Origin of the sequence: Streptomyces sp. NPDC053750, from assembly GCF_044544295.1 — a bacterium.
Taxonomy (GTDB): Bacteria; Actinomycetota; Actinomycetes; order Streptomycetales; family Streptomycetaceae; genus Streptomyces.
Genome location: NZ_JBITXB010000032.1, coordinates 1 through 25097, shown reverse-complemented (window position 1 = coordinate 25097; position 25097 = coordinate 1). Strand labels below are relative to the sequence as shown.

At 70.7% G+C, this 25097-nt stretch carries 24 protein-coding genes and 1 tRNA gene; 8 read left to right on the top strand and 17 right to left on the bottom strand.

The genetic code is table 11. The features are described from left to right. Positions 1 to 95: 95 nt before the first annotated feature. From ACIGO6_RS39420 to ACIGO6_RS39410, 3 genes are all read left to right on the top strand, one after another. Complete coding sequence (locus ACIGO6_RS39420; RefSeq protein WP_399885251.1) at positions 96 to 728, top strand: hypothetical protein; 633 nt, start codon at positions 96 to 98, stop codon at positions 726 to 728. A gap of 8 nt (positions 729 to 736) precedes the next feature. Further along, entirely contained in the window at positions 737 to 1096 is a 360-nt protein-coding gene (locus ACIGO6_RS39415; protein WP_399885249.1) for a hypothetical protein, read from the top strand. 352 nt (positions 1097 to 1448) lie between these two features. Continuing rightward, a complete protein-coding gene (locus ACIGO6_RS39410; RefSeq protein ID WP_399885247.1) occupies positions 1449 to 1853 on the top strand; it encodes a hypothetical protein in 405 nt (134 codons plus the stop codon). A gap of 64 nt (positions 1854 to 1917) precedes the next feature. On the opposite strand, the gene ACIGO6_RS39405 is transcribed toward ACIGO6_RS39410, so the two are convergent. The 7 genes from ACIGO6_RS39405 to ACIGO6_RS39375 all read right to left on the bottom strand — a co-directional run bounded on the left by ACIGO6_RS39405 (position 1918) and on the right by ACIGO6_RS39375 (position 9662). Beyond that, a complete protein-coding gene (locus tag ACIGO6_RS39405) occupies positions 1918 to 2100 on the bottom strand; it encodes a hypothetical protein (RefSeq protein WP_399885245.1) in 183 nt (60 codons plus the stop codon). A 232-nt stretch (positions 2101 to 2332) separates the two neighbouring features. Next, complete coding sequence (locus ACIGO6_RS39400; protein ID WP_399885243.1) at positions 2333 to 2827, bottom strand: hypothetical protein; 495 nt, start codon at positions 2825 to 2827, stop codon at positions 2333 to 2335. A gap of 35 nt (positions 2828 to 2862) precedes the next feature. Further along, positions 2863 to 4926 (bottom strand): hypothetical protein, encoded by a 2064-nt coding sequence (locus ACIGO6_RS39395; RefSeq protein WP_399885241.1) that lies wholly within the window; start codon positions 4924 to 4926, stop codon positions 2863 to 2865. Positions 4927 to 5121: 195 nt separating this feature from the next. Further along, positions 5122 to 5853 (bottom strand): phosphotransferase family protein, encoded by a 732-nt coding sequence (locus ACIGO6_RS39390; protein WP_399885239.1) that lies wholly within the window; start codon positions 5851 to 5853, stop codon positions 5122 to 5124. Positions 5854 to 6094: 241 nt separating this feature from the next. Then, the gene (locus ACIGO6_RS39385) at positions 6095 to 8062 is read right to left on the bottom strand and encodes a DNA recombination protein RecN (protein ID WP_399885237.1); all 1968 of its coding nucleotides are present in this window, start codon (positions 8060 to 8062) and stop codon (positions 6095 to 6097) included. Between the two features lie 53 nt (positions 8063 to 8115). Further along, positions 8116 to 8691, bottom strand: a complete 576-nt coding sequence (locus tag ACIGO6_RS39380) for an ABC-three component system middle component 2 (protein ID WP_030578332.1) — start codon at positions 8689 to 8691, stop codon at positions 8116 to 8118. Positions 8692 to 8738: 47 nt separating this feature from the next. Beyond that, the gene (locus ACIGO6_RS39375) at positions 8739 to 9662 is read right to left on the bottom strand and encodes a serine/threonine protein kinase (RefSeq protein ID WP_266552025.1); all 924 of its coding nucleotides are present in this window, start codon (positions 9660 to 9662) and stop codon (positions 8739 to 8741) included. Positions 9663 to 10021: 359 nt separating this feature from the next. Here ACIGO6_RS39375 and ACIGO6_RS39370 point away from each other — a divergent pair, with 359 nt between their 5' ends. Continuing rightward, a complete protein-coding gene (locus ACIGO6_RS39370) occupies positions 10022 to 11047 on the top strand; it encodes a hypothetical protein (protein WP_399885235.1) in 1026 nt (341 codons plus the stop codon). Positions 11048 to 11107: 60 nt separating this feature from the next. Here ACIGO6_RS39370 and ACIGO6_RS39365 read toward each other — a convergent pair whose 3' ends face one another. The 3 genes from ACIGO6_RS39365 to ACIGO6_RS39355 form a co-directional block, all read right to left on the bottom strand. Beyond that, complete coding sequence (locus ACIGO6_RS39365) at positions 11108 to 12634, bottom strand: hypothetical protein (protein WP_399885233.1); 1527 nt, start codon at positions 12632 to 12634, stop codon at positions 11108 to 11110. 547 nt (positions 12635 to 13181) lie between these two features. Continuing rightward, complete coding sequence (locus ACIGO6_RS39360) at positions 13182 to 14213, bottom strand: protein kinase (protein ID WP_399885231.1); 1032 nt, start codon at positions 14211 to 14213, stop codon at positions 13182 to 13184. Between the two features lie 2 nt (positions 14214 to 14215). After that, positions 14216 to 14719 (bottom strand): serine/threonine-protein kinase, encoded by a 504-nt coding sequence (locus ACIGO6_RS39355; protein WP_399885229.1) that lies wholly within the window; start codon positions 14717 to 14719, stop codon positions 14216 to 14218. Between the two features lie 475 nt (positions 14720 to 15194). Between ACIGO6_RS39355 and ACIGO6_RS39350 the strand changes: the two genes are divergently transcribed. Continuing rightward, a complete protein-coding gene (locus ACIGO6_RS39350; RefSeq protein WP_399885227.1) occupies positions 15195 to 15401 on the top strand; it encodes a hypothetical protein in 207 nt (68 codons plus the stop codon). 147 nt (positions 15402 to 15548) lie between these two features. Here ACIGO6_RS39350 and ACIGO6_RS39345 read toward each other — a convergent pair. From ACIGO6_RS39345 to tap, 7 genes are all read right to left on the bottom strand, one after another. After that, a tRNA-Met gene (locus ACIGO6_RS39345) sits at positions 15549 to 15622 on the bottom strand. Between the two features lie 55 nt (positions 15623 to 15677). After that, entirely contained in the window at positions 15678 to 15884 is a 207-nt protein-coding gene (locus tag ACIGO6_RS39340) for a cold-shock protein (protein WP_030578348.1), read from the bottom strand. A 200-nt stretch (positions 15885 to 16084) separates the two neighbouring features. Further along, positions 16085 to 16366 (bottom strand): HU family DNA-binding protein, encoded by a 282-nt coding sequence (locus ACIGO6_RS39335; protein ID WP_399885225.1) that lies wholly within the window; start codon positions 16364 to 16366, stop codon positions 16085 to 16087. Positions 16367 to 16500: 134 nt separating this feature from the next. Beyond that, positions 16501 to 17175, bottom strand: coding sequence for a hypothetical protein (locus ACIGO6_RS39330; protein WP_399885223.1), 675 nt, complete (start codon positions 17173 to 17175; stop codon positions 16501 to 16503). Between the two features lie 128 nt (positions 17176 to 17303). Further along, positions 17304 to 19718 (bottom strand): Helicase associated domain protein, encoded by a 2415-nt coding sequence (locus ACIGO6_RS39325; RefSeq protein WP_399885221.1) that lies wholly within the window; start codon positions 19716 to 19718, stop codon positions 17304 to 17306. 37 nt (positions 19719 to 19755) lie between these two features. Continuing rightward, on the bottom strand, positions 19756 to 20334 hold the full coding sequence (gene tpg, locus ACIGO6_RS39320) for a telomere-protecting terminal protein Tpg (RefSeq protein ID WP_030578356.1): 579 nt from the start codon (positions 20332 to 20334) through the stop codon (positions 19756 to 19758). 21 nt (positions 20335 to 20355) lie between these two features. Then, positions 20356 to 22875, bottom strand: coding sequence for a telomere-associated protein Tap (gene tap / locus ACIGO6_RS39315; protein ID WP_399885218.1), 2520 nt, complete (start codon positions 22873 to 22875; stop codon positions 20356 to 20358). Between the two features lie 276 nt (positions 22876 to 23151). Here tap and ACIGO6_RS39310 point away from each other — a divergent pair, with 276 nt between their 5' ends. The 3 genes from ACIGO6_RS39310 (at position 23152) to ACIGO6_RS39300 (ending at position 25000) form a co-directional block, all read left to right on the top strand. Then, positions 23152 to 23784, top strand: a complete 633-nt coding sequence (locus ACIGO6_RS39310) for a hypothetical protein (RefSeq protein ID WP_399885215.1) — start codon at positions 23152 to 23154, stop codon at positions 23782 to 23784. A 72-nt stretch (positions 23785 to 23856) separates the two neighbouring features. Next, positions 23857 to 24246, top strand: coding sequence for a DUF6354 family protein (locus ACIGO6_RS39305; RefSeq protein ID WP_053760165.1), 390 nt, complete (start codon positions 23857 to 23859; stop codon positions 24244 to 24246). Between the two features lie 142 nt (positions 24247 to 24388). Next, positions 24389 to 25000, top strand: coding sequence for a hypothetical protein (locus ACIGO6_RS39300; protein WP_399885213.1), 612 nt, complete (start codon positions 24389 to 24391; stop codon positions 24998 to 25000). The last annotated feature ends 97 nt before the right edge of the window (positions 25001 to 25097 follow it).

Here is a 25097-nt window from a genome sequence, read left to right as displayed (position 1 = left end):
TGTCGCCGGGTCAGACCGGCCCTCTTCTTCCTCCCCCTTGATCGCATTCGCTGCGGCCGCCTTCTTGCGCGGCCGGCACGAAAGGTGGCTCCTCCATGCCCCGAGACCTCCAGCCCCTCCCCTCTGCGCCCCCGTCGCACGACCTGGCCTCCGACGTGGTCGCCTCCGTCCTGGCGGACATCGAATCCCGCCTCGGTGAACATCAGGGCTGGGACCTTCCTCCCCGCCTGTTCATGCTCCGTCTGCGGCCCCCGCGCGTGGAGGTGGAGTTCATCCCGGAGGTCGTCTGGAACCCGGTGGGGATCAACCCCGCCGACGCCTTGCGGCACCACGCAGAGGCGCTGCCGCCCGTACCGTCCCTTCTGATTCCCGGCGAGGTGCATGAGGACTCCGTCTTCGCTGTTGGGTTCATGTTCGAGGGGTGGAACAAGCCGAAGAACGTCCAACTCCCGCCGGAACTGCGCATGCTGCGGGACAGCGGTGAACGGGTGAACCATCTCCTGCCCGGCCGCCAGGAAGTCCGGATCGTCCACGCCGTCGACCTCAACCAGCTCGCCTTCCACATCGTGCGGGCCCGCGGCGGGCAGCCCCGCCTGTCGGTCGCCGGACGAGAGGGCGCACCGGAGCTGGAGGGAACAATCCCCGTCGCGCTGGGCCGATTCGTGCACGCCCTCAACAGCGGCCCCGGCCAGCAGACCGAACACCCGGCGCCCCGCGCCCAAATGTGAGGACCGACATGATCACGGACCCCATGCTGTTCCGCTTCACGGCGAGCGGGCCCACGCCCGAAGCGGCCTTCACCGCGTTCGCCGCCAAGGACCGCGAACAGCCCCACGATCCGTTCCGACCCCGCGCGGACCTGTCGAAGGTGACCGAGGTGAACGTCGCCGACGGCCGAGACCGGCTGCGCGCCGACGGCTGCTTCGACGGCCAAGACGGCGGGCCGCTGTGCGAGGACGACGCCGACTGGCTCGCCGACCGCCTGATCGAGGACTACGACCCGATCGTCCGATCCGGCGCCGCCGCACTGCTGCTGCGCACGCTGGGAGACGAACCGACCTGGTGCTTCTTCGGGTGGAGCGCCCGGGGCGAGTAGCCCCCTCCCCGCCCCGGCCGGTGCCCGCCGAACCCACTCCGCCCGGTCCGGTGCCGTCCTACTAACCGCGACGGCACCGGACCGGCGAGCAGCGGCAAGCCAGAACCCGCCCGAACGCCCTTCGACTTCGAGGACCCCGATGCCCGCCCCGGACACCCGACTCCGCGCCCGGCGCCTCGCCGACCGCCTCCCCCCTCTGCCCCCGGCCATGCGAGGCAACGCAGGCCGCGAACGCGCCCGTCACGTCTTCGTTACCCGCACCCTCACCACACTGTGCACGGACCGGAGCATCACCGGTGACCGCGCGGAGGACTGGCGCCGGGTGGCCTCAGAACTCGCCATGCTTGGGCAGATGGCGGCCATCGGAGGCATTTTCCAGGTGGCCGTCTTCGAACTGGAGGCGCTCGCCAGGCAGACCGCCGGTCTTGAACCGGCGCTCGCAGGTCTTCCCTCTGGCACCGGCCCTCAGGAAGGAGACCTGATCTTCCCCTGGCAGGCCGACGAGGACGACTGGATCTCGGTGCCGGGCGGCCCGGCGGGGCCTTTCGTGTCGACGGCGATGGCCATGCCGAACCAGGCGGGTATCGCCCGGACCGTGGTCATGGTCAGCCAGCGCCACCGGTACCACGCTGGTTCGTCGCACGCCGATGTCCACATCAAGGACGGAACGCACGTCGAGCGTCTCGACGCAGAAGTGGAGCGGGCCCGGGCCCGGGAGCAGTGGAACGAGGACCACTCTGCTTGGCACAACCGGTGATCGTGGTGGGGCACCTGGACGGATCAGCCGAGCGGCGAAAGGCGACGTGGCCCGGGCCATGCGGTCACCGCGCGACGTCGTCCGCGTCCTCCATGGCGGGGGGCTCCTGCCAGGTCAAGGTGTCCAGTGGCCGCGGCAGGTTTCGGGCCGCGCCGGGCACGGCTCTCGTCACCGCCTCGTCGCTGAAGAGGGCGACGGGGGCGCCCGGCGTACGGCTGGGCACTGGTGAGGTCTTCGTGGTGGTCATCTGGTCCCCCTGATTCGTCCCGGGCCGGGCCCGGCTGGACGCCGGCGCGCAGGCCGGCTGCGAAAGCGTATACAGATTCCGAACTGCGGCCCGAGGAGATTTCCTTCGGGCCGCATTCCCATGTCAGCCTGCCTCGCTCCCGACCGACCACCCGCCCGCCGCTCCTGGCACGCTCGCCCGTGCTCACGTCCGCCGACGCGAACGCGTAGAGCACCGCCTCCGGCCCGAACCGTTACCGCTCGTCCGCCGCTTCACGCTCACCCCCCGGGTACCACCGGAGCGGTCGCAGTGGGCGGCTCGGCTCGTACACCCAGCGGGTGGGCCCGGCCGGCTCTGGGCCGCAGGCGGGCTCGTCGACCTTGCTGACGACGTGGGCCATCTCGTCCATGAACAGCGTGGCCGGCTTGGGCAGCACCATGACGACGTCCACCGCTGGTCCTCGCTCACGGACCGCGTGCGCCAGGTGGTGGAGCTCGTCGTGGCCGGGGTAGCGGTCCCGGATCTGGTGCTCGTCCACGAGCACGGTCACACGGTCGTCGGAGGTGTCCGCGAACGGTCCGAACTTCTGACCGGCGGCCTCCGGGCCGAGTCCGCGGCATTCGACGATGTGCAGGGCGCGCCTGAGCACGGCCGTGTACTGGTCGGCGTCGGCGTCACCCGACAGCGGCGCCTTCCCGCGTCCGATGGCGCCTACGAACGCTGTCAGGTCCGGCAGTTGATCGCTCATCGTGCGGTTGCTCCTTCTTCCGGGGTCGGCGGGGTTCAGGCCTGGTCGAGGTGGTGTTCGTACCAGGCGGTCAGCTGGGCAGGGTCCTGTGGGATGGACCTGACCAGGCGGAGGAGCCGTTCGCCGGTGGGGCGTACCTCCGTGCGGGCGAGGGCGGACAGGTCGGTGGTGCGCAGGGCAGCGAAGCCGGCGACGTGCCGCTCTTCGAAGGTGCGCACACCCGGGAGGCTGTCGGCGGCGGCGAGGTAGCGGGTGACGAACGGGTCGAGCGCGGCGCGGTGGGCAGCGAGGTGGCGGAGGTAGGTGGGGCAGTCGACGGTGGCGGTGTTGGCGGCTTCGCCGTGGTGGGGTGAGGGCAGCGCGCACCAGTCGCTGATGAGAGCGGTGAGGGTGGCCGGGCCGTCAGGCGGGGTGTCGGTTCGCCAGTGGCCGTCGGCTGCTCCCTGGGTGGAGCCCACGCGCTCGTGGAGGCGGCCGAGGACGCTGGCGAAGGTGAAGAACCCAAGAACGTAGTCGGCTCCGGCGACGACGGAGCGGATCGTCGGCTCGGCCGGCACCGCCGCGGGCAGCAGGAGGCGCTGCTTGCGGTGTTCGCGCTGGAAGGGCAGGCAGACGGCGGCCTCGATCGCGGCGTGTTCGGCGAGCAGGACGGCGGCACTCTGCGAGGGCGCGGCCTCGCGTTCCCATTCCACGGTGTCGTCCTCGTCGGCGAGGTCGCTCAGACCCAGTGCGTCCAGGCTGACGCGGTAGACGCCGGTGGTGGTGGCGGTCAGGGTCAGGAGGCCGTCGCGGTCGGGCAGCGGCTGGGTGTGCTGAAGCGTGCCGTCGGTCCTGTCGCGGGTCCAGTCCGGCCGGTTGGCGGGGCGGGTCGCGACGGCGAGTGCCCAGTCGAGAAGGTGGACGAGCTCCTCCCGGCCGGCGCCGGCGAGGTCGGCGCGGGAGGTGTCCGAGGGCCGGCTGGAGAAGTGCTGGCCGAGGCGCTGGACGGCTTCCTCGGGGAGGTCGGTGACGGCCTCGGCGCCGGGCGGGAGGCAGGGGTCGCTTCCGTGGACCGTGCCTTCGGGGTATGTGCGGCAGCTGCCTGCCCAGCCGCCGGCGGCGTACACGCTGGCGTGGGCGGGGTCGGCGAGGACACGGGTGGCGACTTCGAGAGCGTGCTCGGCGGCCTGGACCAGAGCAGGGTCCGTAGTGAGGCCGGCGATGTGGCAGAGGGCGCGGGCAGCGGGGTGATCGGCGGTGCCGGACGGGGCGCGGGCGGGTTCGATCTCGGTGAGGAGGTCAAGGACAGCTGCGCGTGGGTCTGCAGGGCCCGGAGCGGGGATCGGTCCGGCGGGCCACAGGGCCAGGGGGACGGACCGGGAGGTCCACAGCGGCAGGGCGGTGGGGGTTGCCTCGCATGCCTCGATCAGGTGGAGGCTGCCGTGGTGGCGGGTGGTGAACAGGTGGACGTGACCGCTGATACGGGTGAGGGCGTCGAGGAGCCGGATCCGGCGCAAGGTGGCGCACAGGTGGTCGGCGAGGCTCGCGAGTTCGGCGTCCTGGGCGGCTGCGTACTCGGGCTCGCCGCGGAACTGGGGGATCCAGTGCGGCATCAGGCTGCTCGGGTCGGCGGACCGGCGGCCGAGTGCGGCACGCCAGTCGGTCTCGCTGATGTCGGCGAGGAGCAGCCTCATCCCGGGCAGCGTCAGGGCAATCCCCTCTCGCAGGCCGGCCCAGCGCAGGCCTGCGACGCCTGTCCCGCCCGGCCGGTGGGCGAGGGCGTCGATCCACCGGTCCATCTGGGCGGACGCGATCCGCACCACCAGTTCGTCGGTGCGGGGGGTGAGGCTGCGGATGCCGAACGGGCCGCCGGTGAGGGTGGGGCGGTGACGGCCGTAGGCGGTGATCAGCGCATGGAAGATCCGTGCCTCGCCTCGGGCCTGTTCGGGCGCTGGCGTCGGGATGAGGTGCTCGGCCTCCGGGAGTTCGTCTCGGGCCGTCTCTTCGGTTTCGCCCGTGGCCATCTGGCGCAGGGCGACCGGGGGGACGGCCGTGTCGGTCGTGCGAAGGCCCTGCTGTCGCCGGGGCGCGTTCGGGGTGAGGGTGTTGGTGTGGGTCACGTGCTGCTCCCGCTGTGAAGTCCGCTGTCACCTGGTACAGGTGTGCGGACGGCGCGCGGTGTGACAGTCAGAGCGGACGAGTTTCCGGGATCGTTCGGACGCCGGGCGAAGGCTCCCTAGTGTCACCGACCTGGCGGACGCGGGAGTGTGCCAGCGTGCCTTGATCGCGCAGGCGGGTCGGACTCGTGTCGGATGTCAGTGCAGGGCTGCGTCGAAGGTCGTGCGGTTGGCCAAGGTGTAGGCGTGCTCCCGTTCGGACCACCGGATGCGCTCGGCGATCTCGTGGTCGTCAGCGACGTGCGGAGACGGGAGCATGAGGTGGTGGCGCCACCACCGGGCATTGCGCATCTGGCGGTCGAGCGCGGCATCGATGAGACGTGACCGGGAGGCGTCGTCGAGCCCGTAGGCACCAGCGAGGATGCGTACCTGTGCGGCCTGGCTGGCGGCGGGTGGAGCGTCAGGCTTGGAGGAAATGCACCAGGTCCATGCCATGTAGCCGAGGTCTTCCAGCGGATCACCGGGGGCGGCGGTGTCGAAGTCGATGAAGGCGACCGGAACGTCGTCTGCGAAGACCGTGTTGTTCGGCCCCGGGTCGTGGTGGCAGACGACGGGGTGCCTACCCGCCAAGCGGCTCGCGCCAGTGGCGTCGTGAAAGGCGCGGAGCAGGGAGCCGGCAGCAGCCACCTGAGAGTCTGTCCAGCGCTGGAAGCGGGCGGGCACCCAGCCGGGAAGGTAGCTGAGGATCTCGCGGTCGGCCTCGTCGAACCCGAGATGACGCGGAGCGCCAGTGAAGCCCTGCCGTCGAAGGTCACCGAGCAATTCGGCGACGAACGCGGACGACGCGGTGACTGGCCGACGGACGGTATCGCCGATCCTGACCACACCCGAAGTGATGCGTCCACCGGACAAGGGCACTTCGTTCTTCATGGCTACATCCTGCACGCGCGGGCCCTCGGTCAGTCGTCAGTGGCAAAAGACCACGATTCTCCCCCGCCAGGGTCCGCCCACCCGTCCGAGCTCCGGCAGCCACTGATGCCGACCGACACGCGGCTGTCGGGCGGATGTCGGAGTCGAGCCCGCCCTTCAACTGCTGAGTGAGTGATCCGCGACGCTGCGCCTTTGGGGTCAGCCTGCTATCGAGGACAGGACCCGTGTTTGGGAGGGCGTTTCACGCCTCGGCTTCTGCCTCTTCGTCCGCACTGGTTTCGTCCTCGATCAGCCCGTACGGCGGACGGTCCTCGTTGCGGCTGTAGCGCACCACTACGCTGCTTTCCACCAGCGGTGGCGGGCTGTTGTCGGCGACGATGAGCTGTGCTCGGCTACCGCGCTCTGCGAGCCAGAGGGAGAGGTGGTGGTAGAAGTCGTCGATGGCGACTGCGTCCGCGATCACGGCATCGAGGGTGCCGCCGTGGCCGAGGTTTTTCTGGGGGCTGTCGATCATGAGGAATCCCGGGTGCGCGGCCCCTGCTTCGACTGCGATTTCGAATACGGCCAGCTGCCAGGCGAGGGTAAGCAGAGTGCGGGCGCCGGAGGAGGCTTCCTGGTACGGCTCACCGCGCACGAAGGGGGTGAGGTCGGTCTTGATGAAGGGCGTACTGACCTTGGGGTAGCGCCAGGCTCGCAGGAGCTCGCCGTATCGGCCGCTGATCTTGGCGATGACCCGATCGCGGTCGTGGGAGGCGTCTCCGAGTCGTGCGAGTTCCTCGCGGAGACGGGCGATCTGGGCTTCGTGGCGTTCCACGGCGTCGGCCCGTTTGGCAAGTCCTTCGCGGAGTTTGACCGCGCTCTCGGCCTGTTCGAGTTGGCGCAGGACCTGTTCGCGCCTTCGGTGGAGCTCGTCGCGGGCGGCGAGGAACGGTGAGACTGAGGGCGACGTCGCGGCGTCCAGCGCGGCGGCGGCTTCCTCTTCCCGGACGGCCGCCTCTTCCGCTCGAAGTTTGAGTGTGACGAGCGAGGCGCCGAGCTCGTCGATGTAGGTGGTGATCTCCTTGAGGCGGGCCTTGGTGGACCGGGTCTCGGCTGCGACGTCCACCCGGTTGCCTCCAGCCTGACTGCCGGTGTCGGCAGCGCCCAGGACCAACGCCCCTTTCGCAGCTGTTAGTTCGTGGCGGCAGAGGCTGCAACGTCCGTTTTCGGCGGTGGGGGGAGCCGACAGCCGGTTCAGGCATGCGGGGCAGGTGGTGACGCTCAGGGGGTCGAAGATCTGCTGTGCCTCGCCGAGCATGCCGAGCTTGAGGAGATCGTCGGCGTACTGTGCGCGGAGGGGCATCAGGCGTTGGAGCTGTGTTTCGCAGTCCCGCAGGACCGCTGCCGCCCGGTGAGAAGTCTGGGCCGCCTCTTTGTGCTGGTGGCGCAGCTGAGCCGCGAATTCCGTTCCCGCCTGCGCCCGGCGGTCCAACTCCGTGAGCTGGCTCGTGATGTCAGCCAGCTCCTGTTCGTGGACGGCAGGTGTGGGTTCACCGTCCAGTGCGGTGGGAGCCTGCTCCACGACGAAGGCACGGGCTGCTGCGAGTTCGGCTTTGGCGCGGTTGAGCCGGCCACCGAGTTCCTGGATGCGCTGGCCGAGTTCGACGGCGCGATCGTCGTGGACCCCGAAGGCGACGTCGACGACCTGTCGCAGTTTGTGCTTGCGCATGTAGTCGTTCTCGAACAGGAAGTTCTTGTCCGCGACGCGTTCGTTGGGCAGGAAGGCGAGCCACATCAAGTCGCGGAAGCTGAGCGGGTCCGTGCGGGATTCGCTGTTGGTGGGCGCTTCGCGTAGCTGAACGCCTTCGAGCTTGCAGTGACTCAGGAGGAGAGAGGACAGGCTCTCCGGTGCCCCGGGCGGGTCGATGGGCCTGCTCTCGGCCCTGGAGGTGGGCCTGCTGTCGAGCGTTCCGCGGCGTACGAAGGCGATCTTCGAGGGCTCTCCGACCGACCGCTCGATCACGTGCGGCTCACCGGAGAGCTCGACCTCCAAAAGGCATGAACGGACCCTTCGCAGCACCTCCTGGTGACGGGGGTGCCGTTTCGCGCCGAGCCCGTAGGCGATGAATTCCAGGACCGCTGTTTTGCCGGAGCTGAATGCCCCGGCGATGACGGAGAGGTTCCGTACCCGTTGTTCGGCGGTGAAGTCGACGTCGTAGGACCGCTCCATGCCGACCAGGCGCAGACGGCGGATCCGGATGCCGGGAAGCGGCTCCATGGTGATCATCCCTCCCAGGACGTTTCCAGCAACGGGCCTGGCCCCAGGACGCTCATGAGGGCAGCCGCGGGCCCGTCGGGTCCGTCCGGCCTGAGCCACCGTGCGGTCTGCTCGCGCAGCCTTTTGTCGCTGAGTTTGCGGAGCTGCCGGACGACGATGTCTGCGGCGGTAGCAAAGGACGTGGCGTACGTGGCGGTGAACTGCCCACCGAGGTGCTGACCGGCCTCTGTGATCGAGTAGGTGAGGGAGCCGTTGCGGTTTCGGACCTGGCAGCACCCATAGGCCACCAGGAGCGCCAAGTCGTGCTGGATCCGTTCTCGCCGGCTCGTGAATCGCTGCGAAGAGGACGCGTAGGCAAGGACCTGCGGGTCGAATCCGGCCAGCCGGAGGAGGCTCGCGTCCCGGCCCTCGGAGGGAACTACGAGGAAGGGGTTCGCGGACAGGAAGTCGTAGTACCCGATGCGTTCCAGGGTGGCCCCGTTTGCGTCCTGCGCGGCAACGGCGTCAAGGAGCAGCAGCAGTTGAGCGAGACGGAAAGGTACCTCGTCCTCGGGCATCACAACCGGCCGGTCTGCTTGCACGGCATGCTCCTCATCAGTGGTCGAGCGGTACGGAGGGACGCGAAACCTCAATCGTCGGCATGACCGCTCGCGATCTGCCGCCAGTGCGTGACCCACCCTGCCCGACGGTTGTCGACCAGCCGGTGGACCAGACCCCAGCTGTGCGTCACCTCCAGACGCAGCACCTTGGGCAGTTTGTCGTGCTCGCCGCGCACCTCGCGCCATACCCGGCCGTGCAGAGCAGCGAGGGTGCCCTCGGCCGAACACTCGTTGAACTGCATCTCCCACACCCCGTGAAGGGTGGCGTCAGCAGAGCTCAGTGCGGCAACCTCAGCCGGCACACCCTTGTGCGCGACTTCGCGCGCCACCAGGTCGGCGTTGAAGAACTGCCGCTTCGCCGAGTCCAGTTCGACGTGGCCGGCCTCGGTCATCTGGCGCACGAATAGAGCCGAGTCGAGCGCCGCCGCCTTGTCCTCCTCCACGTCCAGCACGAGGCGTATCTGCTCCTGAGCGGGGGCGGCAGGCGCCGTGAAGGGTTCGTAATAGGCACGGCGTACCTGGTCACCTTCGGGGCTCAACAGCTTCTTCATGAGCTTGGTCTCGTCCCACAGCTCGATGACGAGGCCATGCGCCTTCTCCTGCCGCTTCTTCCAGCCATCCCACCATTGAGCTGCCGGCCCGTCCATGCTGGAGGGGATGCACAGGATCCAGAGCGTGATGGTGTGACCGTTAGCCGCCGCGGCTTTCAGCCCGTTCGCGAGGGACTCACGAATTTGCTGCGACTGGCTGATTGTGGTCTTCGGCATGAAGTACTTGGACTGCCAGACCGTGATGGCGCCGCCGAGGTCACCGGCGAAAGCGTCGATTCCCCAGTCGCCAGGATTCGCGGCGATCATCCGGACGTTCGGATTGGTCGCACTGGCGAGCTGCGCGAGCATCTTCTCGAAGTCGGCCCGTGCCCCGTCCGCGCTTCCGGTCCGCAGTTCGTGCACTCCGAAATGGATGGGCGGAACACCAGCTGCCACCGGCAAGTTGTCCAACCTGCACCCCCGCATCCCGCAGGCAACCCAAGCGAACCGCGTTCAGCGGACTGTTCACCCTGCGCCACACACAGTAACGGCCGTCAGCGTACGTGTTACGGAATCATGCGATCAAGGTGCTTGCGGTCGGTATCCCGGCAGTGGCTCGGTGGATGGGGCTGGCGCGCATAGACGGCGGCAGTCCACTGGGATCGGGCCAGCGTGAAGCACTTGAAAGTCCAATCGCCTTGGCGCCGGAAGGCGATCACGTACCGTGGCGCCGACTGATAGGTCGGCCCGCGACCGCGCGGTCGCCGCGGGACAGGCGGAGCATGGCCGAGCGGGTTGTGTTCGTGCAGGGGGAGGAAGCGGTGGCGGAGTCCAAGAAGCCCGTGGACAGCGCGACGCGCCCGGTCCTTGACCCGGATGCGGAGCTCTCGGACGCTACCCGGAAGGTCCTGCGGCAGGCCCTGGAGGACCCTCGCCGCTATGTGGGCCGCCCGTCCAACCCGCTGTGGGCGGCCGTCCCCGCTCTTGCGCGCGGCGGAGTGGGCGTCGCGGTTGCCGGTGTGGTGTGGTGGTGGACCGGTGGCCTCGAGATCGCGGATCCCGCCGCCGACTCCTCCACCCTCGTCGGCACGCTGGACCGGAAGCTGCAGGAGGCCGTCGACCTGGCGCACACGCTGCTGTCCGTGTGGCCGCTGGCCGCCGGCGTCGTGGCCGTGCTCTGCTCCGGTCTGATCGCCGATCGGGCGCTCTACAACGGGCAGCTGCGCCGGCTCGCCGCCGTCCAGCAGCACCTCGTTCATCCGAGGGAGCTGACCGCCGAGGCCCAGGAACTCCTGGCACGTGCGCGGGGGGCGATGACGGCCGTGCTCGACTCCAGGGTGCACTGCGAGAAGTGGCTCGACGCCCAGCGCAACAAGGCGGCATTCCCCCGTCAGGAGTGGGCGATCGCCCAAGACCTGCGGAACTACAGCCGCGTGGCCCGCAAGGACAACGGGGCGCCCCGGGAGACGGACAACGCCACGGTGGCCGAGCTGCTCGCCTCTCGCCGGCGTGTGCTCGCGACGAGCCTGCAGGGCATCGAGCGGCGGGTGGCGGCGCTGGAGGCCTACGCCTCACAGGTCGCCGAGGCCGACGCCCGCTACGCCGAGGTACGGGAGATTGAGCGGCTGGACGCGGGCAGCGACGAACTCCTCGACCTTCTTGCCCGCACCACGGTCGACGACCTGGCGGTCGCCGAGATTGCGGCGCTGACCGACGAGGCCGCCGTCGTCGCCTCGACGTTCACCAAGGCGCTGGAGTCCGCCAAGCAGGCCGCCGCGGCGGCCCTCCCCCTCCAGGGCGCGGCATAGCCCGCCCCATCACCGCCCCGACCCGCCGAGGTTGGCCTGCTCCCCGGCCCGGCTGGGCCGCTAGAACAGGGTCAGCGGCTCGGGAGGGGTCGGCGTGGGCTGGTGTTCTCGAATCGCGTCCCGAAGCTGGGCGGCCGTGACGCGGGCTGCGTCGAACGTCTCGGTCCAGCCGTTGGGCATCTGGACGGCGGTGAGGAAGACGCCGTGCCCGGCGGCGCGCAGGCGCCGCAGGATCGTCTGCTCCACGGCCAGGGCATCGTCGCCGGTGGGCACGTGGTGTTCGTAGAACAGGGTCCATCCGAGGCGGCGGTGCTGGGCGATGCGGTCGTTGCGCTGAAGGGCGCCGGCGACGCCGATCTTGACGGCGCCGTGCTGTGCGTGGGTGACGACGTAGACGCGGGCGGGCGCGGCGCGGTCGAAGCCGAAGCGGGCGCAGTACTTGCATCCGCGGCCGCTGCGGATCTTGGCCAGGGTGGGGGTCGAGGTGCGGCCGCAGGTGGTGCAGCGGCAGCGCCAGGGCGTCATGGTCGTGGTGTAGGGCTCCAGGGGCTCGAGGCCGGCCCCGCGCATGGAGGCGGCGGCGCGCTCGGGGTCTTCCCGTCGGGCGGCGCCGGCGCGGAGGTCGGCGCAGCGCCGGCATCCGCTCTGGCCGGCGAGGATGGATCCGAAGGTCGGCGAGGTGATACTGCCGCAGCCATGGCACAGGCACCGCCAGGGGTACTTGACCCCGCGGTACGGTTCCTGGGGTTCGAATCCGTGCTCGCGCATCTCGGCGACGGCCAGGTCCTCGTCGTGGCGCTGCGCCTCGCCGTTGGCCCGGTCGGCGCACCGCTTGCAGGCCGGACGCCGGCTCTGGCCGGTCAGGGAACCCAGGCGGGGGGAGACGATGGACCCGCACGTGGCGCAGCGGCTCTTCCACGGGAACGCGGTCCCCGGGTACGGCTCCAGCGGCTCCAGGCCCGCTTCCCGCATCACCGCGGCCGCGGTCTCGGCGTCGTGGCGCATCGACTCGTTGGCCTTGCGCCGGCCACAGGGGTAACAGCCGCCCTGTCCCTGCCGGATGGAGCCCAGCGTGGGTGCCCCGGGCGCCCCGCACGTCCGGCAGCGGACGGGCCACGGCGTGTCCACTCCCGGGTACGGGCCGAGGGGTTCCAGGCCCGCGGCCCGCATGTCGGCCGCGGCGACGTCCGGGTCGACCGGCGCGTTCGGTGCGCACCACCGGCAGGGCCCCGTACCGGAGTTGATCCGGACGTAGGTGGGTGTGACCTCGCGTCCGCATGCGAGGTGGCGGCACCGCCACTTGCGGTCGCTGCCGGGATAGGGCTCCAGAGGTTCCAGGCCGGCCGCCCGCATCACGCTGGCCGCGGCCTCGGGTTCGATACGGGCCCTCCCGGAGCAGTAGACGCAGCCGCGCTGTCCCTTGGTGACGTTGCTCAGGCGGGGGGTGACCTCCCGCCCGCACGCCGTATGGCGGCACCGCCACGGGGCGGAGCTGCCGGGGTAGGGCTCCAGCGGCTCAAGTCCCGCCGCCCGCATGATCTCTTCCGGCTCGCGGGGGTCCTTCCGCGGTCGGCCGATGCGCGCCATGGGTCCAACTCCCCGCTCGTGAAGGGTGAGCGGGGTCGTGCCTCGCTGTGCGGCGCAGCATAAGGGCGACCACTGACATTGATGCCGGTGATCGCTTGGCCGCTGGTGGGAGCCGGTGCCCGCCTCCGCCCGGCGGTCCGGAGTTCATCAGGTTCGGGTGCGAGGGGCTGGGATGCATCCTCACCGGTGCCATTCGCTCCGGTCAGGTCCTCGCAGATCCGGGAGTGCAGGGCGATGGCGGCGGCATCGAGCCGCTCCCACTGCTCGCTCGTCAGGTCGGGCAGCAGTGCACCGAGGTGGTGCAGCGCGAAGGCCACGACTGCCGGTGCCGCGTGACCGAGAAGGTTGTCGATGCTGGCGCCGTGGGCATCATCGAGAAGGTCGCGGCCCCCGGACAGTCCGTAGGCCAGGCCGTACTTGTAGCCCGCTTCTTCGGTGAGGGTCGTGTTCGCGAGGGCGCGGACGCCGGTGGCGCAGTCGGCGGTGGCCAGGAGCTGGTCGATCACGGCGCGGGGAATCGTCTCGCCGCTGAAGGTCGTGGCGTCGGTCATGTGCGGGTAACGGCGGACCGAGGCCCGGTGACACGCCGGGTCCCGGCAATTCCGCTCCGGGCCGGCGCAAGAGGGTCGTGGCGGGTTCGGCGCGTTGTGAGTACCGCAGTGAGAAGTGCTGCTGCCGGCCACAGCACGGCGCCGGCGGCGATGAGGGTGAAAGGCGGAAGGCCGGCATGGTCGGCGGCGAGCAGCACGGCGGCGGTCTGCAGGCCACCGGCGGTCGCCGCGAGGTCGCCGTGCCAGGCCGAGCGGTGGAACGTGTGCTCGACCAGGCGGCGCACACCGCTGGTGCAGGCGACCAGGGTGGGCCCGCCGAGGACGCTGATGGCCAGGGCGTACGCCCACAAGGAGAGGTCGGTGACGAGAACGGCGAGCGCCGCGCCGCCGGTGAGGAGCAGGAGGGTCATGAGGGCGGCCGTGGTGATCCTCAGCTGCCCGGGGTGCGGTGGCTCGGGCGGATCGAGAAGGTAGAGGACGGCGAGCAACAGCCCAGCGAGAGTGCCCAGGCTGGTCGTCCAGGGCGTCGGCACGGTGGTGGTGAGCGAGAGGGCGCCGGTGACGGCGGCCGCGGTCAGGCCGGCCGCGCACACGGTGCTGCTGCGGACGCCCCGCTCGCGATGGCGGCTGACGGAGGTCGTGGTGGCGACCAGCGTGGGCGTGCGCCGGGGCGCTGTCGCGGTGGGTGCGTCGGCGAAGGCGACCAGCGCGGTGTTCAGCCGGGTGAGCCGCATGCGGATGTCGGCCGCGGTCGGCCGGCGGTCGGGGTTCTTGTCGAGGAGCTCCAGGACCAGCTGCTCGAGCTCGCGGGGAACACCGGGGCGCAGGGCGGACAGCGGGGCCGGCGCGTCGTGGACGTGCTGGTTGAGGACCTGCCAGCCCGTGCCGGTGAAGGGGACGTGGCCGGTGAGCAGCTCGTGGAGGAGGCAGCCGAGCGAGTAGAGGTCACTGGGTGCGCTCAGCGTGGTGTCTCCGCGGGCCTGCTCGGGCGACATGTAGGCGGGGGTGCCGATGGCGACGCCGGTCACGGTCAGCGTGTGGTGGGTGGCATCGGCAAGACGCGCGATGCCGAAGTCGCACAGTTCGCGGCGTTGCCGGCGGCCTGGTCGACGAGGACGTTGGACGGCTTGAGGTCGCGGTGGACGATACCGCGGTGGTGGGCGGCCTCCAGGGCCTGGCTGATCTGGATCGCCCAGGTCAGGGCCTGGGCGACGGGGAGCGGGCGGCCGGTGAGGGTGTTCAGCGGCCGTCCGTCGACGAGGTCCATGGCCAGGAAGAGGATCCGGCGGCCGTCGAGGTCGGCGGCGCCGTGCTCCCGGACGGCGACAACGTGCGGGTGGGACAGGCGCGCGGCGACCTGCGCCTCGCGGCGGAAGGCCGCTTCCCGCACCGGGTCCCCCTCCCCCACCGCAATGATCTTGAGGGCGAGGTCGTGGTTCTCGTGGAGGTCCTCTGCGCGCCACACGGTGCCCATGCCTCCGCTGCCGATCGGCTCCTTCAGCCGGTACCGGCCGGCGACCGTCGTGCCGCGCATCAAATCCTCCAGCCCTGCGTGGTTGGGCGCTGGGCCGGCCGGCTCCAGGCGCGCCGCAGGCGAGGGCGTGCCCGCGGTGCGGCGGAGCATACGAAAACGCCTTGCCGGGGCTGGGCGGAGCGATGCCGGCAGCGGGACTGCGACCCGCACTCCAGTTGGTGTCTTTGCAGGTCAACGGCATGCGAATGTGATTGCGGCACGTGTGCGGCGGGCCACGCTGGGCCTACCGGAAGGCGGTGGGCCAGGTGCTGTCATCTTGTTCCGGGGGGATCCTTCGGATATGGACGACACATGCGCGTGGTGTGGCGCCAGGCTTCCCGGCGGGCGGCGGCGCCGGTACTGCCCTCGTCCGCGTCCCTGCCGGCAAGAGGCGTACCGGGAGCGGCGGCGGGCGGCAGCTGCACTCCGGGCCCGGATCGCTCTGCTGCAGATCTCGCGCGAGATCCGGGCCCGGTGTGAGGCCCTGGAGCTGCTATTGGCCGACGCGGTCGGCAACGAGCGGGCCGACGCGGGGATGCACAGCACTGCGGCCGCGGACTTCCGGCACCTGACCAGCGAGCTGGTCCGGTGCGCGGTGATCGCGGATCGGGAAGTGAGCGCCACCTGGGAGCAGATCGGGCGCCCGCACGGTCTGAGCGCGGATGCTGCCAGGGCCCGGTACGGCCGGGCCCGGCTCCTGTGACCTCCGCCGATGCCGGAATGACGCCTGACTGTGGGGAGAGGCCCCGGGCAGCTGCGCCGGAAGGAGGCGAGGAGGCCGTTGGCCCCCTTGGCTGTGCGGGGTTCGGAAACGGCGAGGGGCCCGGACGGATCCGGGCCCTTCGGTCAGTAGCGGGGACAGGATTTGAACCTGCGACCTCTGGGTTATGAGCCCAGCGAGCTACCGAGCTGCTCCACCCCGCGTCGGTGACGCCACTCTACACAGTGGCCGTCGCGGGGCGGCGCGCATCTTCCGGGGTCAGCCGCGGCGGACGATGTTCTCGGCCTGGGGGCCCTTCTGGCCCTGGGTCACGTCGAAGGTGACCTGCTCGCCTTCGAGGAGCTCGCGGAATCCGTTGCCGGAGATGTTGGAGTAGTGCGCGAAGACGTCCGGTCCACCGCCGTCCTGCTGGATGAAGCCGAAGCCTTTCTCGGCGTTGAACCACTTCACGGTGCCGCTGGCCATGCGTCTGTCCTTCGAAATCGCCGGGTGTTCCCGGTCGGTCTGTGGGTGGTGCCCTCCGTCATCGAAGGGCGTCCGGCGTCCGTTCTACCCCGTGGGCGGGACACCAATCCGGCTCCCGCGCGGGTGAGGCGTGCAAGTTGTGCCGTCCAGCGGGCCTCGGGCTCTTCGGTGCCGGGTCGCTGCCCGCGGGAGGCTGGCGCCTACTTGCCCTTCGCGGCTTCCTTAAGCTTGGTGCCGGCGGAGACCTTCACGCTGAAGCCGGCCGGGATTTCGATCGGCTCGCCGGTCTGCGGGTTGCGGGCGGTGCGAGCGGCACGGTGGGTGCGCTCGAAGGTCAGGAAGCCGGGGATGGTGACCTTCTCGTCGCCCTTGGCGACGACGTCGCCGACGGTCTCGGCGAGGGCGGCCAGCACGGCGTCGGCGTCCTTGCGGGTCACCTCGGCGCGCTCGGCGAGGGCTGCGATCAGCTCACTGCGGTTCATGGGCGGTGCTCCGTGATGCTCGGGGTGCCGTGCCCGCTGGGCGGCCACGACTCTTCTGGCGCCATCCTGTCACCGGGGTCTGACAACGCTGCGCCCCGGTGCCGCGGCGGGTCGCTCACGGCCCGGGCCTGGCGTCAGCCGGGGACGTGCTCGAGCGCCGCGGCGGCTGCGCGGGCGATACCGGGATCAGCGAGGATCGCGGCGGTCACCTCCTGGGCACTCGGCCCTGCTTGGGCGGGAAGGCCGGGACACGTCCGCTCGGCGAGGTCCTCGAGGAAGTTGACGCACTCGGCGAACTCGGTGGGCTCGCCACGTCCCCGGGCGGCGAGCTCCGCGGACAGTACGGTGACGGCGTCCCGCATGCGGGTCAGAACCGTCCGCATCTGCGCGGGCTGCCTTACGCCGGCCAGTTCGGGGTGTTTCCTGGTGGGGGTGTACGCGCTGCCCAGGTGCCGGGCGGCGGCTTGGACGAGGCTGAGCGCTTCGTACAGCTGCTCGTCGGGATCGGCGAGGCTGACGAGCGGGCTGTAGGGGGCGCCCGTCTCGTCGCGGGCCATCTGTCCGGTGATGCCGAGCGTGCGCATCCCGTGCACGGTGGCGAGCGCGGTGGTGGCGTGGGCGAGGATGCGGCTTGTCTCTCCGATCTCGCCGGTCATTCGGCGCACCGTGCTCTTGATGTCCTTGTTGGCGGGCTGTTCCTGTTCGGCCGTCAGGGCCTTGTGCTCCGCTCCGAGGTGGGTGAAGGCCGCTACCAGGTGTGCGGCGGCGGTGCGTACGCCGTCGCCGGTACCGGGGTGCTGGTCGGTCATCAGTGGCCTTCCGGTCTGTCGGCGAGGAGCACGCGAAGTGCGTCACTACCGACAACCAGCCGTCGGCCGGATTGGACACGGTCGCCCAGCCGGGGATCGGTGAGCAAGTTTCCCCCGGGCCGCCCGTGTCAGGTGCCAGCTGAAGCGGTGTCCTCGGTCGACGGCTGTGGTGGGTGGGGCGTCAGCCCGGCCTCGGTGACGGCTTGCAGATGCTCGGAGGGCAGGGTGTCCCAGCGTTTGCGGAGGTTCTTGAGCCACTGGCCGACCTTGAACTCCTCGCCGTCGACGGTGACGGTGTCGCGCTGGCGGATGTGGACGTGGCCTTCACGGGCGCGGAAGGCGGCGACGGCCGCCAGGCCGTGGTCGAGCTGCCGCTGCTGGCGGGCGGCGCGGCCGGTGGGCTGCGGCGGTTCTTCTTCGGGGGGTTCGATCAGGGTGATGCCCAGTTCGCGCACGAGCCGGAGCTGGTCGGGGTGAAGTTCGCTGTAGTCGGTGCTCTGGGCGCGGACCCATTCGCCGAGGGGTTCGTCGTCGTCGGTGATGAAGTCGGCGGGGAGGTCGTCGAGGGTGATGCTCGCGTCGGCGTAGGTGCGGGCGGTGTAGTAGAGGCGCTGCCAGGTGATCGACCAGGCGGGGTTCCAGTACGGGTCGATCTCGGTGAGCGCGGTGTCGGTGGGGTCGGGTTCGAGTCCGTTGTCCGCGCGGGTGCGGGCGGCGGCCCGGCGGTTGGTGAGCCAGCGGCCGAGGGCGAAGTCGCCGGCCATCTCGCCGGTGGGGGCGGCGAGATGGCCGTGGCGGGCGGCCCAGTTGCGGGCGTGGAGGAGTCCGCGTTCGGCGGCCTGGGTCTGGAGGTTCCAGATGATGCCAAGGTGTTCGAGGGCCTTGATCTGGGCGGGCTTGAGGGTGCCGGCCGCGTACGCCTTTCGGGCCCGGTTGATCCAGCGGCCCAGTGCGAATCCGTTCTCGTCGTCGTAGAGCCGGGGGACGTCGAGGTGCCCGTGGTGCTGCTGGTAGGCGGTGGCGGCTTCCAGGCCGCGGCGGAAGGACGCTTCGCGGGGGTGGAGGACACGCAGCCGGAACGCCTGGGCGATGGTGTCGGCGGGGAAGGGCCGGTCGAAGACGACGTCCACGGGCACGCCGGACTCCTCGTCCTCGTCTTCCGGGACCGGGTGGGCGGGCTGCTGGGGGACGGCGAGACGGTCGGCGATGCGGTCATCGTGTGCACGCAGAGCCTGGAGGACCCGCCAGAGCGGCCGATACAGGTTGGAGCCCATGAGGTCGTCGGCGTCTTCGCCGGGGGCGACGTACACGGGGACGATGAGGGTGGCCTTCTTGCCCTGGCCGGGCTTTTGCCGCAGCGCCCGGCCGACGGCCTGCACCGTGTCGACGATGCTCTCTTTGGGGTCGGCGAAGACGACGGTGTCGATGCTGGGGATGTTGACGCCCTCGCCGAGAAGGCGAGCGTTCGCGATCACGGTGCGGTGGGCCGGCTCGAGGAACTCGCCGGGGCGGCCGTCGAAGCGGTCGAGGAGCTCGCGGCGGTAGGCGGGGTCCATGGTGCTGTCGAGGCCGGCCGCCCACAGTTCGCCCGGGTCGGGGCAGCTGGTTCCGGTCTCGTCGAGTGCGTGGAGGAGGGCGGCGGTCTCGGGGAGGGTGCCGGCGAAGGCGTGGGCGTCGGCGACGCGGTGGTGGAAGGAGACGACGCGGCGCAGGTCGAGCTCGGCCATGGCGCGCAGGACGGCGATCTGGAGCGCGGCCTGGCGCAGTTCGGCTTCGGTGGCCTTGTCGGAGATACCGAGCCGGGTGCGGATGGTCGCCTCGTGGACTTCCATGACGACGACGCGGTAGTCGGCCAGGAGGTCTATGTCGATGGCCTCGGCGAGTGGGAGGCGGAAGCAGGTGTCGCCGTACAGGTCGGGGTTGTCCATGGATGCGACGAGCGAGTCGTCCTCGTCGTCATCGGGCTCGCCGGCCGACCAGATCCTCGGGGTGGCGGTGAGGTAGAGCCGCTTGTGCGCGGGGATCAGTTCGTCGTCGTGGACTGCGGCCCAGCGTTTTCCCAGGTCACCGCTGGTGCGGTGGGCTTCGTCGATGGCGATCAGCGACCAAGTGGGGAGGGCGAAGCGGTGGTGGGCGTCTTGGACGCGGTGCAGGGAGTGGTAGGTGGCGAACACCGTCAGGCCGGGGTTCTGGCGGACGGTGGCGGCCAGGGCGGCCGGGTCGGTGGTGAACGCGACCGGCTCGCCCGCGGTGTTGGGGCGCTTGGAGCACAGGGCCAGGACTGGGCCGTTCATGCCGGCGGTGCGCCAGTCGTCGATGGTCTGGGCGAGGAGTTCCAGGGTGGGCAGCAGCACCAGCCGGGTGCCCTGGGGGGCGACGCGGGCGGCGGTGCGCGCGGCGACGTACGTCTTGCCGGTGCCGCAGGCCATCACGACGGAGGTCCGGGCGGTGTGGCGCAGCGCGGTGTGCGCGGCGTGGACGGCCTTGGACTGGTGCGGGCGCAGCCTGATCCGGGGCGGCGGGGTGGCGGTGGTCGCGGTCACGGGGTGGCCGGTCCTCTCAGCCGGGGGCGGTCGGCGGTCAGGTGATGCTGAAGCGGATGTGGTCGATGCCGGTCAGCTCGACCTGCTGAAGGGATGTGGCACGGGTGCCGCCGTCGGTGAAGTAGTCGTCGCGCAGTCCGTCAGCGACGATCTGGGCGAGGTCTTCCTCGGAGGCACCGGCCGTCTTGGCCTCGAAGAGGGCGGCTGCGGTGGCTGCGTCCAGGCGGCGGGTGAGGCGACGGTAGCGGGGGTCGTTGGTGGTGCCCTTGGGGGACGTGAACCCGAACTTGGCACGTACGTCGACCTTGATGCCGCCGGTGGTGATGGCGGCCTGGAGCTTCTTAGCCTTCACGATCGGCTGCCAGAGCTTCTTGACCTCGGCTTCGACGAGGGCGGCGGTCTCCGGCTTCGTGGACTTGATCTTGTCGTCGCGGTAGCGCTCCACGGTGCGCTGGGACTTGCCGATCTTCTCAGCGACCGCGCGGGCGGCCTCAGCACGGCTGACGCCCTTCTCCTGCTTGAGCAGGAAACGGATCCGGGCGCCGAGGGTCTTGGGGATCGGCTGTGAGTAGGCGGTCTCGGCGGCCTCGTCCAGGCGGTCTTCGATCAGTCCCACGGTCAGTCAGCTTCCTTGGTCTCAGGCCACGCGGACGAGCGAGGCGTCCTTGATCTCGTTGGCGATGTTCACTCCGTCGGCGAGCAGGTCCAGCGCCCAGCCGATGGTCTGGGAGCCCTGGTGCTTGACGGAGCCGGGGTTGACACCGAGGCGGAACCCGCCGCGGATCGGCTCGCCGTCGGGGCCGAGGAGGAGGGGCAGCGGCGACAGGCCGTCGATGGCGTAGACGACGCAGTCGTTGTTGACCGCGAGGGGGTAACGGCCCGCCGTGATGGCGAGGTTGTGCATCTTGCGGTGCATGTTGGTCCGCGCCTTCGACAGGATCATGGCACGGATGTCGGGCCGCCACGTCAGGCGCCTCAATGCCGGCCACGGGTCACCGAAGACGTGGTCGACGCCCATGTTGGGGCGCTGGCGCAGCTTGCCGATGCCCGACTTGGCGGTGGCCTTGATCGCGTTGGCCAGCGTCACCAGCAGCGGGTCGCCGTCCTTGTAGACGGCCATGGCCGCGAGGAAGGCTTCGTCGTCGAGGTCCTGGGTGACGCCGAGTTCGGCCATCACGGTCAGGTAGGCGTCGCGCAGCGTGTCGTACCAGGGCTGGAGGTAGGGGCTGTGGGTCTCGCGGACCCATGCCTCCATCGGTCGGACGTCGGCGCCGAGTTCGACGGCGTAGGCGACGGTGGGGGTGGCGTACCAGCCGGGGCCGTCGGGGCGTTCGCCGCTGGAGGTGAAGGGGCTGGGCAGGCGCGGGTCGGTCTCGACGTGGGAGAGGTCGAGATACCAGGAGCCGGGCAGGTCGGGGTCGAAGGCGGGGTTGCGGGGGTAGTGGATGGCGGGGCCGGTGCCGACGTGCAGCCGGCGGCATGCCGCGAGGAAGGCGACCTGCACGTCCAGGGCGGCGACGTGGGTGCACGCCCGCTCGGCGTCGGTGATCAGGTCGGCGGGGCGGACCCAGATGCACGCTTCCTCGTCGAGGGCCTCGCTGGCGGGCCGGGAGCCTTCCTCCGGGTAGTCGGCGGCGACGACGGGGTGCTCGTCGGGGGCCTCGCACGGGGCGGGGTCGACGAGGGTGTGGAGGGTGTGGGGCACCTTCGCCGAGACGTACTTGCCCTCGTCCTGGCTCCACTCGGCCTTGGTGGGCGGGCGCAGCGAGGTCATGAGCTCCTCGCCGGTGACGGCGACGGTGCCGCGGGGGGTGATGACCAGGCGGGCGTAGGTGCCAAGCATCCTGGCGAGGTCGCTTGCGGGCAGCTCGCTGGCCGGGCCCCAGACGCGGCTCTCCAGGGCGCCCCACGGGGTGAGGAAGAGCTGGATGCAGTGGCGCTTGCCGTCGAGACGCTTGAAGATCCGCGGCCACGGGCCGAACCCCGCCTTGGTGAGTTCCCATCCGGCCTTGGTGAGGCTCTTGAGGGCCTTGTGGTCGGCGGGCAGGCGGAGGTCTTCCTGGTCCGCGAGGTTGGTGGGCAGGCCGAAGTGGGCGACGGCGCCCTCGGTGAGGATGATCAGCGGGTCCTGGTCGAAGCCGTTGTCGTGGACCTTGGCCGCGCCCAGGCGGATCTTCCGCTTGTCCAGTGCCCACGCGGCCAGGGCCTGGAGGGTCTTGGCCGGGCACGGAACGGTGCGGCCATCAGCGAGGTGCGCGGTCAGGGCGCCGTCGGTGATGCCGAGGACGGCCAGAGGGCCGTCGGCGTACTCCGGCGGCACCGGCTTCGCGGCCGGCTTCTTCGCCGTGCGGTTCGTACGGCGGGAGGCCGGAGCGGTGGCCGGGCGGCGCGGTGCGGCCGGCGGACGGCCGGCGGGTGCGGCGGCAGCGGGGAGGGCCGGTGCCGGGGTGGCCACCGGTGCGGCGACCGCCGGCGCCGCGGGGGCGGGAGGGGCAACGGCGGGCGTGGGCGCCGTCTCGGTGCGCGGGACGGAGGCGGGCTCGGCTTGCGTGGTGGGCCGGGTGCCGCAGCGGGGCATGCCCATGGCGGCCATGGCCTGGAGGTAAACGTGGCGGGGCTGGCCGTCCACGACGCTGGACGTCGGGTGTCCGCACCGGACGCACAGCCGGGTGACGCCCTCGGGCAGGTCGGTCCAGGAGCCGGGCTCGTCGAACTCGGGTTCCGCCGTCTCCGCGCGGGCCGGGGCGGGCTCGGTGTCCGGCCAGACGAGCTCGGGAGGGTCCTCGATGTCGAACTCGAACTCGAGAGGAGTCGCCTCCGTGGCGAGCGCATCCGGCGCTGACTCGGGCTCACCTTCAGGCTCGGGTTCCAAGGTGGCGGAGCCACCCTCTCCACCGACGCGAGCGAGCTCGGCGGCGAAGTAGGCGAGGATCCTGGCGTACCGCTGCCCCTTCTCGCCGCGCGGTGTGCGGGGCGGGTCCGATTCCCAGGTCCACACCGTCTCGCGGCGGACGTCGTTGGCCTGGCCCATCTGCGTCACGGTCCAGCCGAACGCCTCCCGGAGCCTGACCCGTTCCGCCGGTTCCGGCAGTGGCGGCACCGGACCGTCGAACGAGATCCGGTCGAGTACAGCCGTCACCGGGTCGCTGGCCCCCATCTCCACCTCCACCCTCAGAGTTCAAATCTAACGCGAATCTAACGCACCGAGCCGGCGGAGGCAAGCGCCTTGTTTAGATTCCAGTATGTATTGTGATCGTTGCCTGATTAGATTTCAAGATGTATTGTCACTAAGCGTTGGCTGGGGCCGCCCGGAGGAGAAACGAGAAGGCGGCCTTGTCCGCAACGACACGGCACGCGCCGAGACTTGCCCGTCTTCGGGCCCGCCGGGATCTGCATCCCGCGACCGACATGACACCTGAGGAGTACGACAGCCATGCCCTATCTGTCCCCCGAACCAGGGGAGCCCGCCGCGCCGGGCTCGCGGATCGTCGTGGAGGCCGGAGACATCCTGATGCGCCGCAGTCTCACCGATCACGCCCCCGCAGCCCAGGTGCACGTGATCGAGACCGCCAAGGCCCTGGAAGACTTCCGCCTCGGCCACGGCACGGCACTGGAGCGCGCCGAGATCCTCCTCGACCGGGCGATCGCGACGTTCCAGGAGCGCACCGGCGAGCACGACGAAGCGGCCTGGCAGGCCGCCGCTGTCTACATGGTCGAGCTGTGGGCGACGCGCTACAGCGCGGCCCGGCCGACCTCCTTCGACCCGGCCCCGCCGCCGCCGTCCCGGCTCACCCCAGCGCATCCGCTGCGGCTGGAGACGGTCAGCCGCGAGGCCCACGACCTCCTGCTCAGCGCCGGCCGGTCCCTTGAGCGCAGAGCGCGCGGCCTGGACTCGATGGACGTGGTCCGCGCCCAGCACGGCATGCACGAAGCCGCCCGGTTGCTCCATGACCAGCTCGACGGGCTGTCCATGCCGCTGTGGGTGCTCATCTGCCGGTTCTGCGCCGAGATCCAGGCGGAGAACCTCCGCATCCTCAAGGCTCCCGTCCCCGGGACCACGGCCTGAGTCCCCCGATCCTCCGCTTGCCCCCGGGCGCCCGCCCGGCACCAATCCTTCGCCCCTGTTGAGGAGTTCCTCATGAGTACCAGCCCTTCCCCCGTCTCCTCCGCCGTCGGACCCGTCCGGGTCGGGCAGCTGTGGCAGGACATGGCCCCCGACATGGTCGACCGCGAGCGGATGCTGCGCGTGCTCGCTCTGACGGACACTCACGCCGAGTGTGTGGTGGAGCGCGACAGGCAGGGCACGGCCGGCCGCAAGGCCCGACCGCTGGCCATCCGCCGCTTCGCAACGAGCGCGTTCAAGCTGATCGAGGACGTCGTCGACGACGCCGACCAGGCCCTCTACGCACGCTTCCTTGCGGCGATGACGGGCGTGCAGGGTGCCAACCCGTCGCCCGTGGCGTACGCGGCCGCGGCGCTGCGCGTGCACCACGAGCTCACCGCCGAGGCGGCGAAGGCCCAAGGCTGACCGGCCCAGCGAAACGCGCTTGCCCAATTGCGGCCCGGCCCGCCTCCAAGAAGGCGGGCCGGGCCGACGGCTCGCGGCTTCGAGGTCCCTCGAATGAATACGGAAAGGAAGCTGGGAAGAAGTGGTGACGTCTACTCAGGCCATGCTCTGGACCCCCAACTCTCCGCCGGACGGCGGGATGTTCAGTGCCGGTGAGATCGTGGAGGTGCAGGGCCGGCCGGGCGAGTGGGAGCTGATGAAGCCCGGGCCGGGTGTGTGGACCGTGGAGTCCGCGCGGCTCGAGGGCCGCGTCAGTGCGAAGGTCTCGGTGAGCTCGCTCCAGCGTCTGTCGGATACCCCTCACATCCGGCGGGGCGACCTGGTCATGCAGCGCTACCCCGAGCAGGAGCGTGCCGCAGTGGTCGGCGCCGTGGTCCGGCTCGGGCAGTGGGTGGCGGTGAAGTCGTACACGCTCCCTGACGGCGGTGTCTGCCAGGCGCTGGACTCGGTCGACCGGCTGGAGGTGGTCACAGCGGAACAGCTCGCCGCGGCCATCCGTCTGGATGTCGTCCACGGCACGCACGTGGGCCGGATCGTGCAGGCGGTCGTGACCGCGCGCGCCGGGCAGTTCCGGGTGGTGTGCCGGTGCGCGCCGGGTGCCGGCGAAATCTGCCGCGACGGACGCAAGGTCACCTGGTGCCCCAGCCTGGACATCGCCCACCAGCTGTGGGACTGGCACGTCTCCGGGCATGTCCCCGTCGGCAGCGTCGCGTAGCCCTAGGCAGTTTCGTTTGGATCAGTCGGTCGTTGGTCCGGGTGTGCCGTTGACTGATGCGCAGTGGGCGCGGATTGAGCCGTTGCTCCCGGACCGG

Bases quoted from the DNA above. Each gene is read 5' to 3' on its own strand.
- ACIGO6_RS39415 (WP_399885249.1), top strand. From the start codon at position 737: ATGATCACGGACCCCATGCTGTTCCGCTTCACGGCGAGCGGGCCCACG.
- ACIGO6_RS39385 (WP_399885237.1), bottom strand. From the start codon at position 8,062: ATGGAGCGGTCCTACGACGTCGACTTCACCGCCGAACAACGGGTACGG.
- ACIGO6_RS39400 (WP_399885243.1), bottom strand. From the start codon at position 2,827: ATGAGCGATCAACTGCCGGACCTGACAGCGTTCGTAGGCGCCATCGGA.
- ACIGO6_RS39390 (WP_399885239.1), bottom strand. From the start codon at position 5,853: ATGAAGAACGAAGTGCCCTTGTCCGGTGGACGCATCACTTCGGGTGTG.
- ACIGO6_RS39370 (WP_399885235.1), top strand. From the start codon at position 10,022: ATGGCCGAGCGGGTTGTGTTCGTGCAGGGGGAGGAAGCGGTGGCGGAG.
- ACIGO6_RS39355 (WP_399885229.1), bottom strand. From the start codon at position 14,719: ATGCGCGGCACGACGGTCGCCGGCCGGTACCGGCTGAAGGAGCCGATC.
- ACIGO6_RS39330 (WP_399885223.1), bottom strand. From the start codon at position 17,175: ATGACCGACCAGCACCCCGGTACCGGCGACGGCGTACGCACCGCCGCC.
- ACIGO6_RS39410 (WP_399885247.1), top strand. From the start codon at position 1,449: ATGGCGGCCATCGGAGGCATTTTCCAGGTGGCCGTCTTCGAACTGGAG.
- ACIGO6_RS39365 (WP_399885233.1), bottom strand. From the start codon at position 12,634: ATGGCGCGCATCGGCCGACCGCGGAAGGACCCCCGCGAGCCGGAAGAG.
- ACIGO6_RS39420 (WP_399885251.1), top strand. From the start codon at position 96: ATGCCCCGAGACCTCCAGCCCCTCCCCTCTGCGCCCCCGTCGCACGAC.
- ACIGO6_RS39340 (WP_030578348.1), bottom strand. From the start codon at position 15,884: ATGGCCAGCGGCACCGTGAAGTGGTTCAACGCCGAGAAAGGCTTCGGC.
- ACIGO6_RS39310 (WP_399885215.1), top strand. From the start codon at position 23,152: ATGCCCTATCTGTCCCCCGAACCAGGGGAGCCCGCCGCGCCGGGCTCG.
- ACIGO6_RS39335 (WP_399885225.1), bottom strand. From the start codon at position 16,366: ATGAACCGCAGTGAGCTGATCGCAGCCCTCGCCGAGCGCGCCGAGGTG.
- tap (WP_399885218.1), bottom strand. From the start codon at position 22,875: ATGGGGGCCAGCGACCCGGTGACGGCTGTACTCGACCGGATCTCGTTC.
- ACIGO6_RS39300 (WP_399885213.1), top strand. From the start codon at position 24,389: ATGCTCTGGACCCCCAACTCTCCGCCGGACGGCGGGATGTTCAGTGCC.
- ACIGO6_RS39405 (WP_399885245.1), bottom strand. From the start codon at position 2,100: ATGACCACCACGAAGACCTCACCAGTGCCCAGCCGTACGCCGGGCGCC.
- ACIGO6_RS39305 (WP_053760165.1), top strand. From the start codon at position 23,857: ATGAGTACCAGCCCTTCCCCCGTCTCCTCCGCCGTCGGACCCGTCCGG.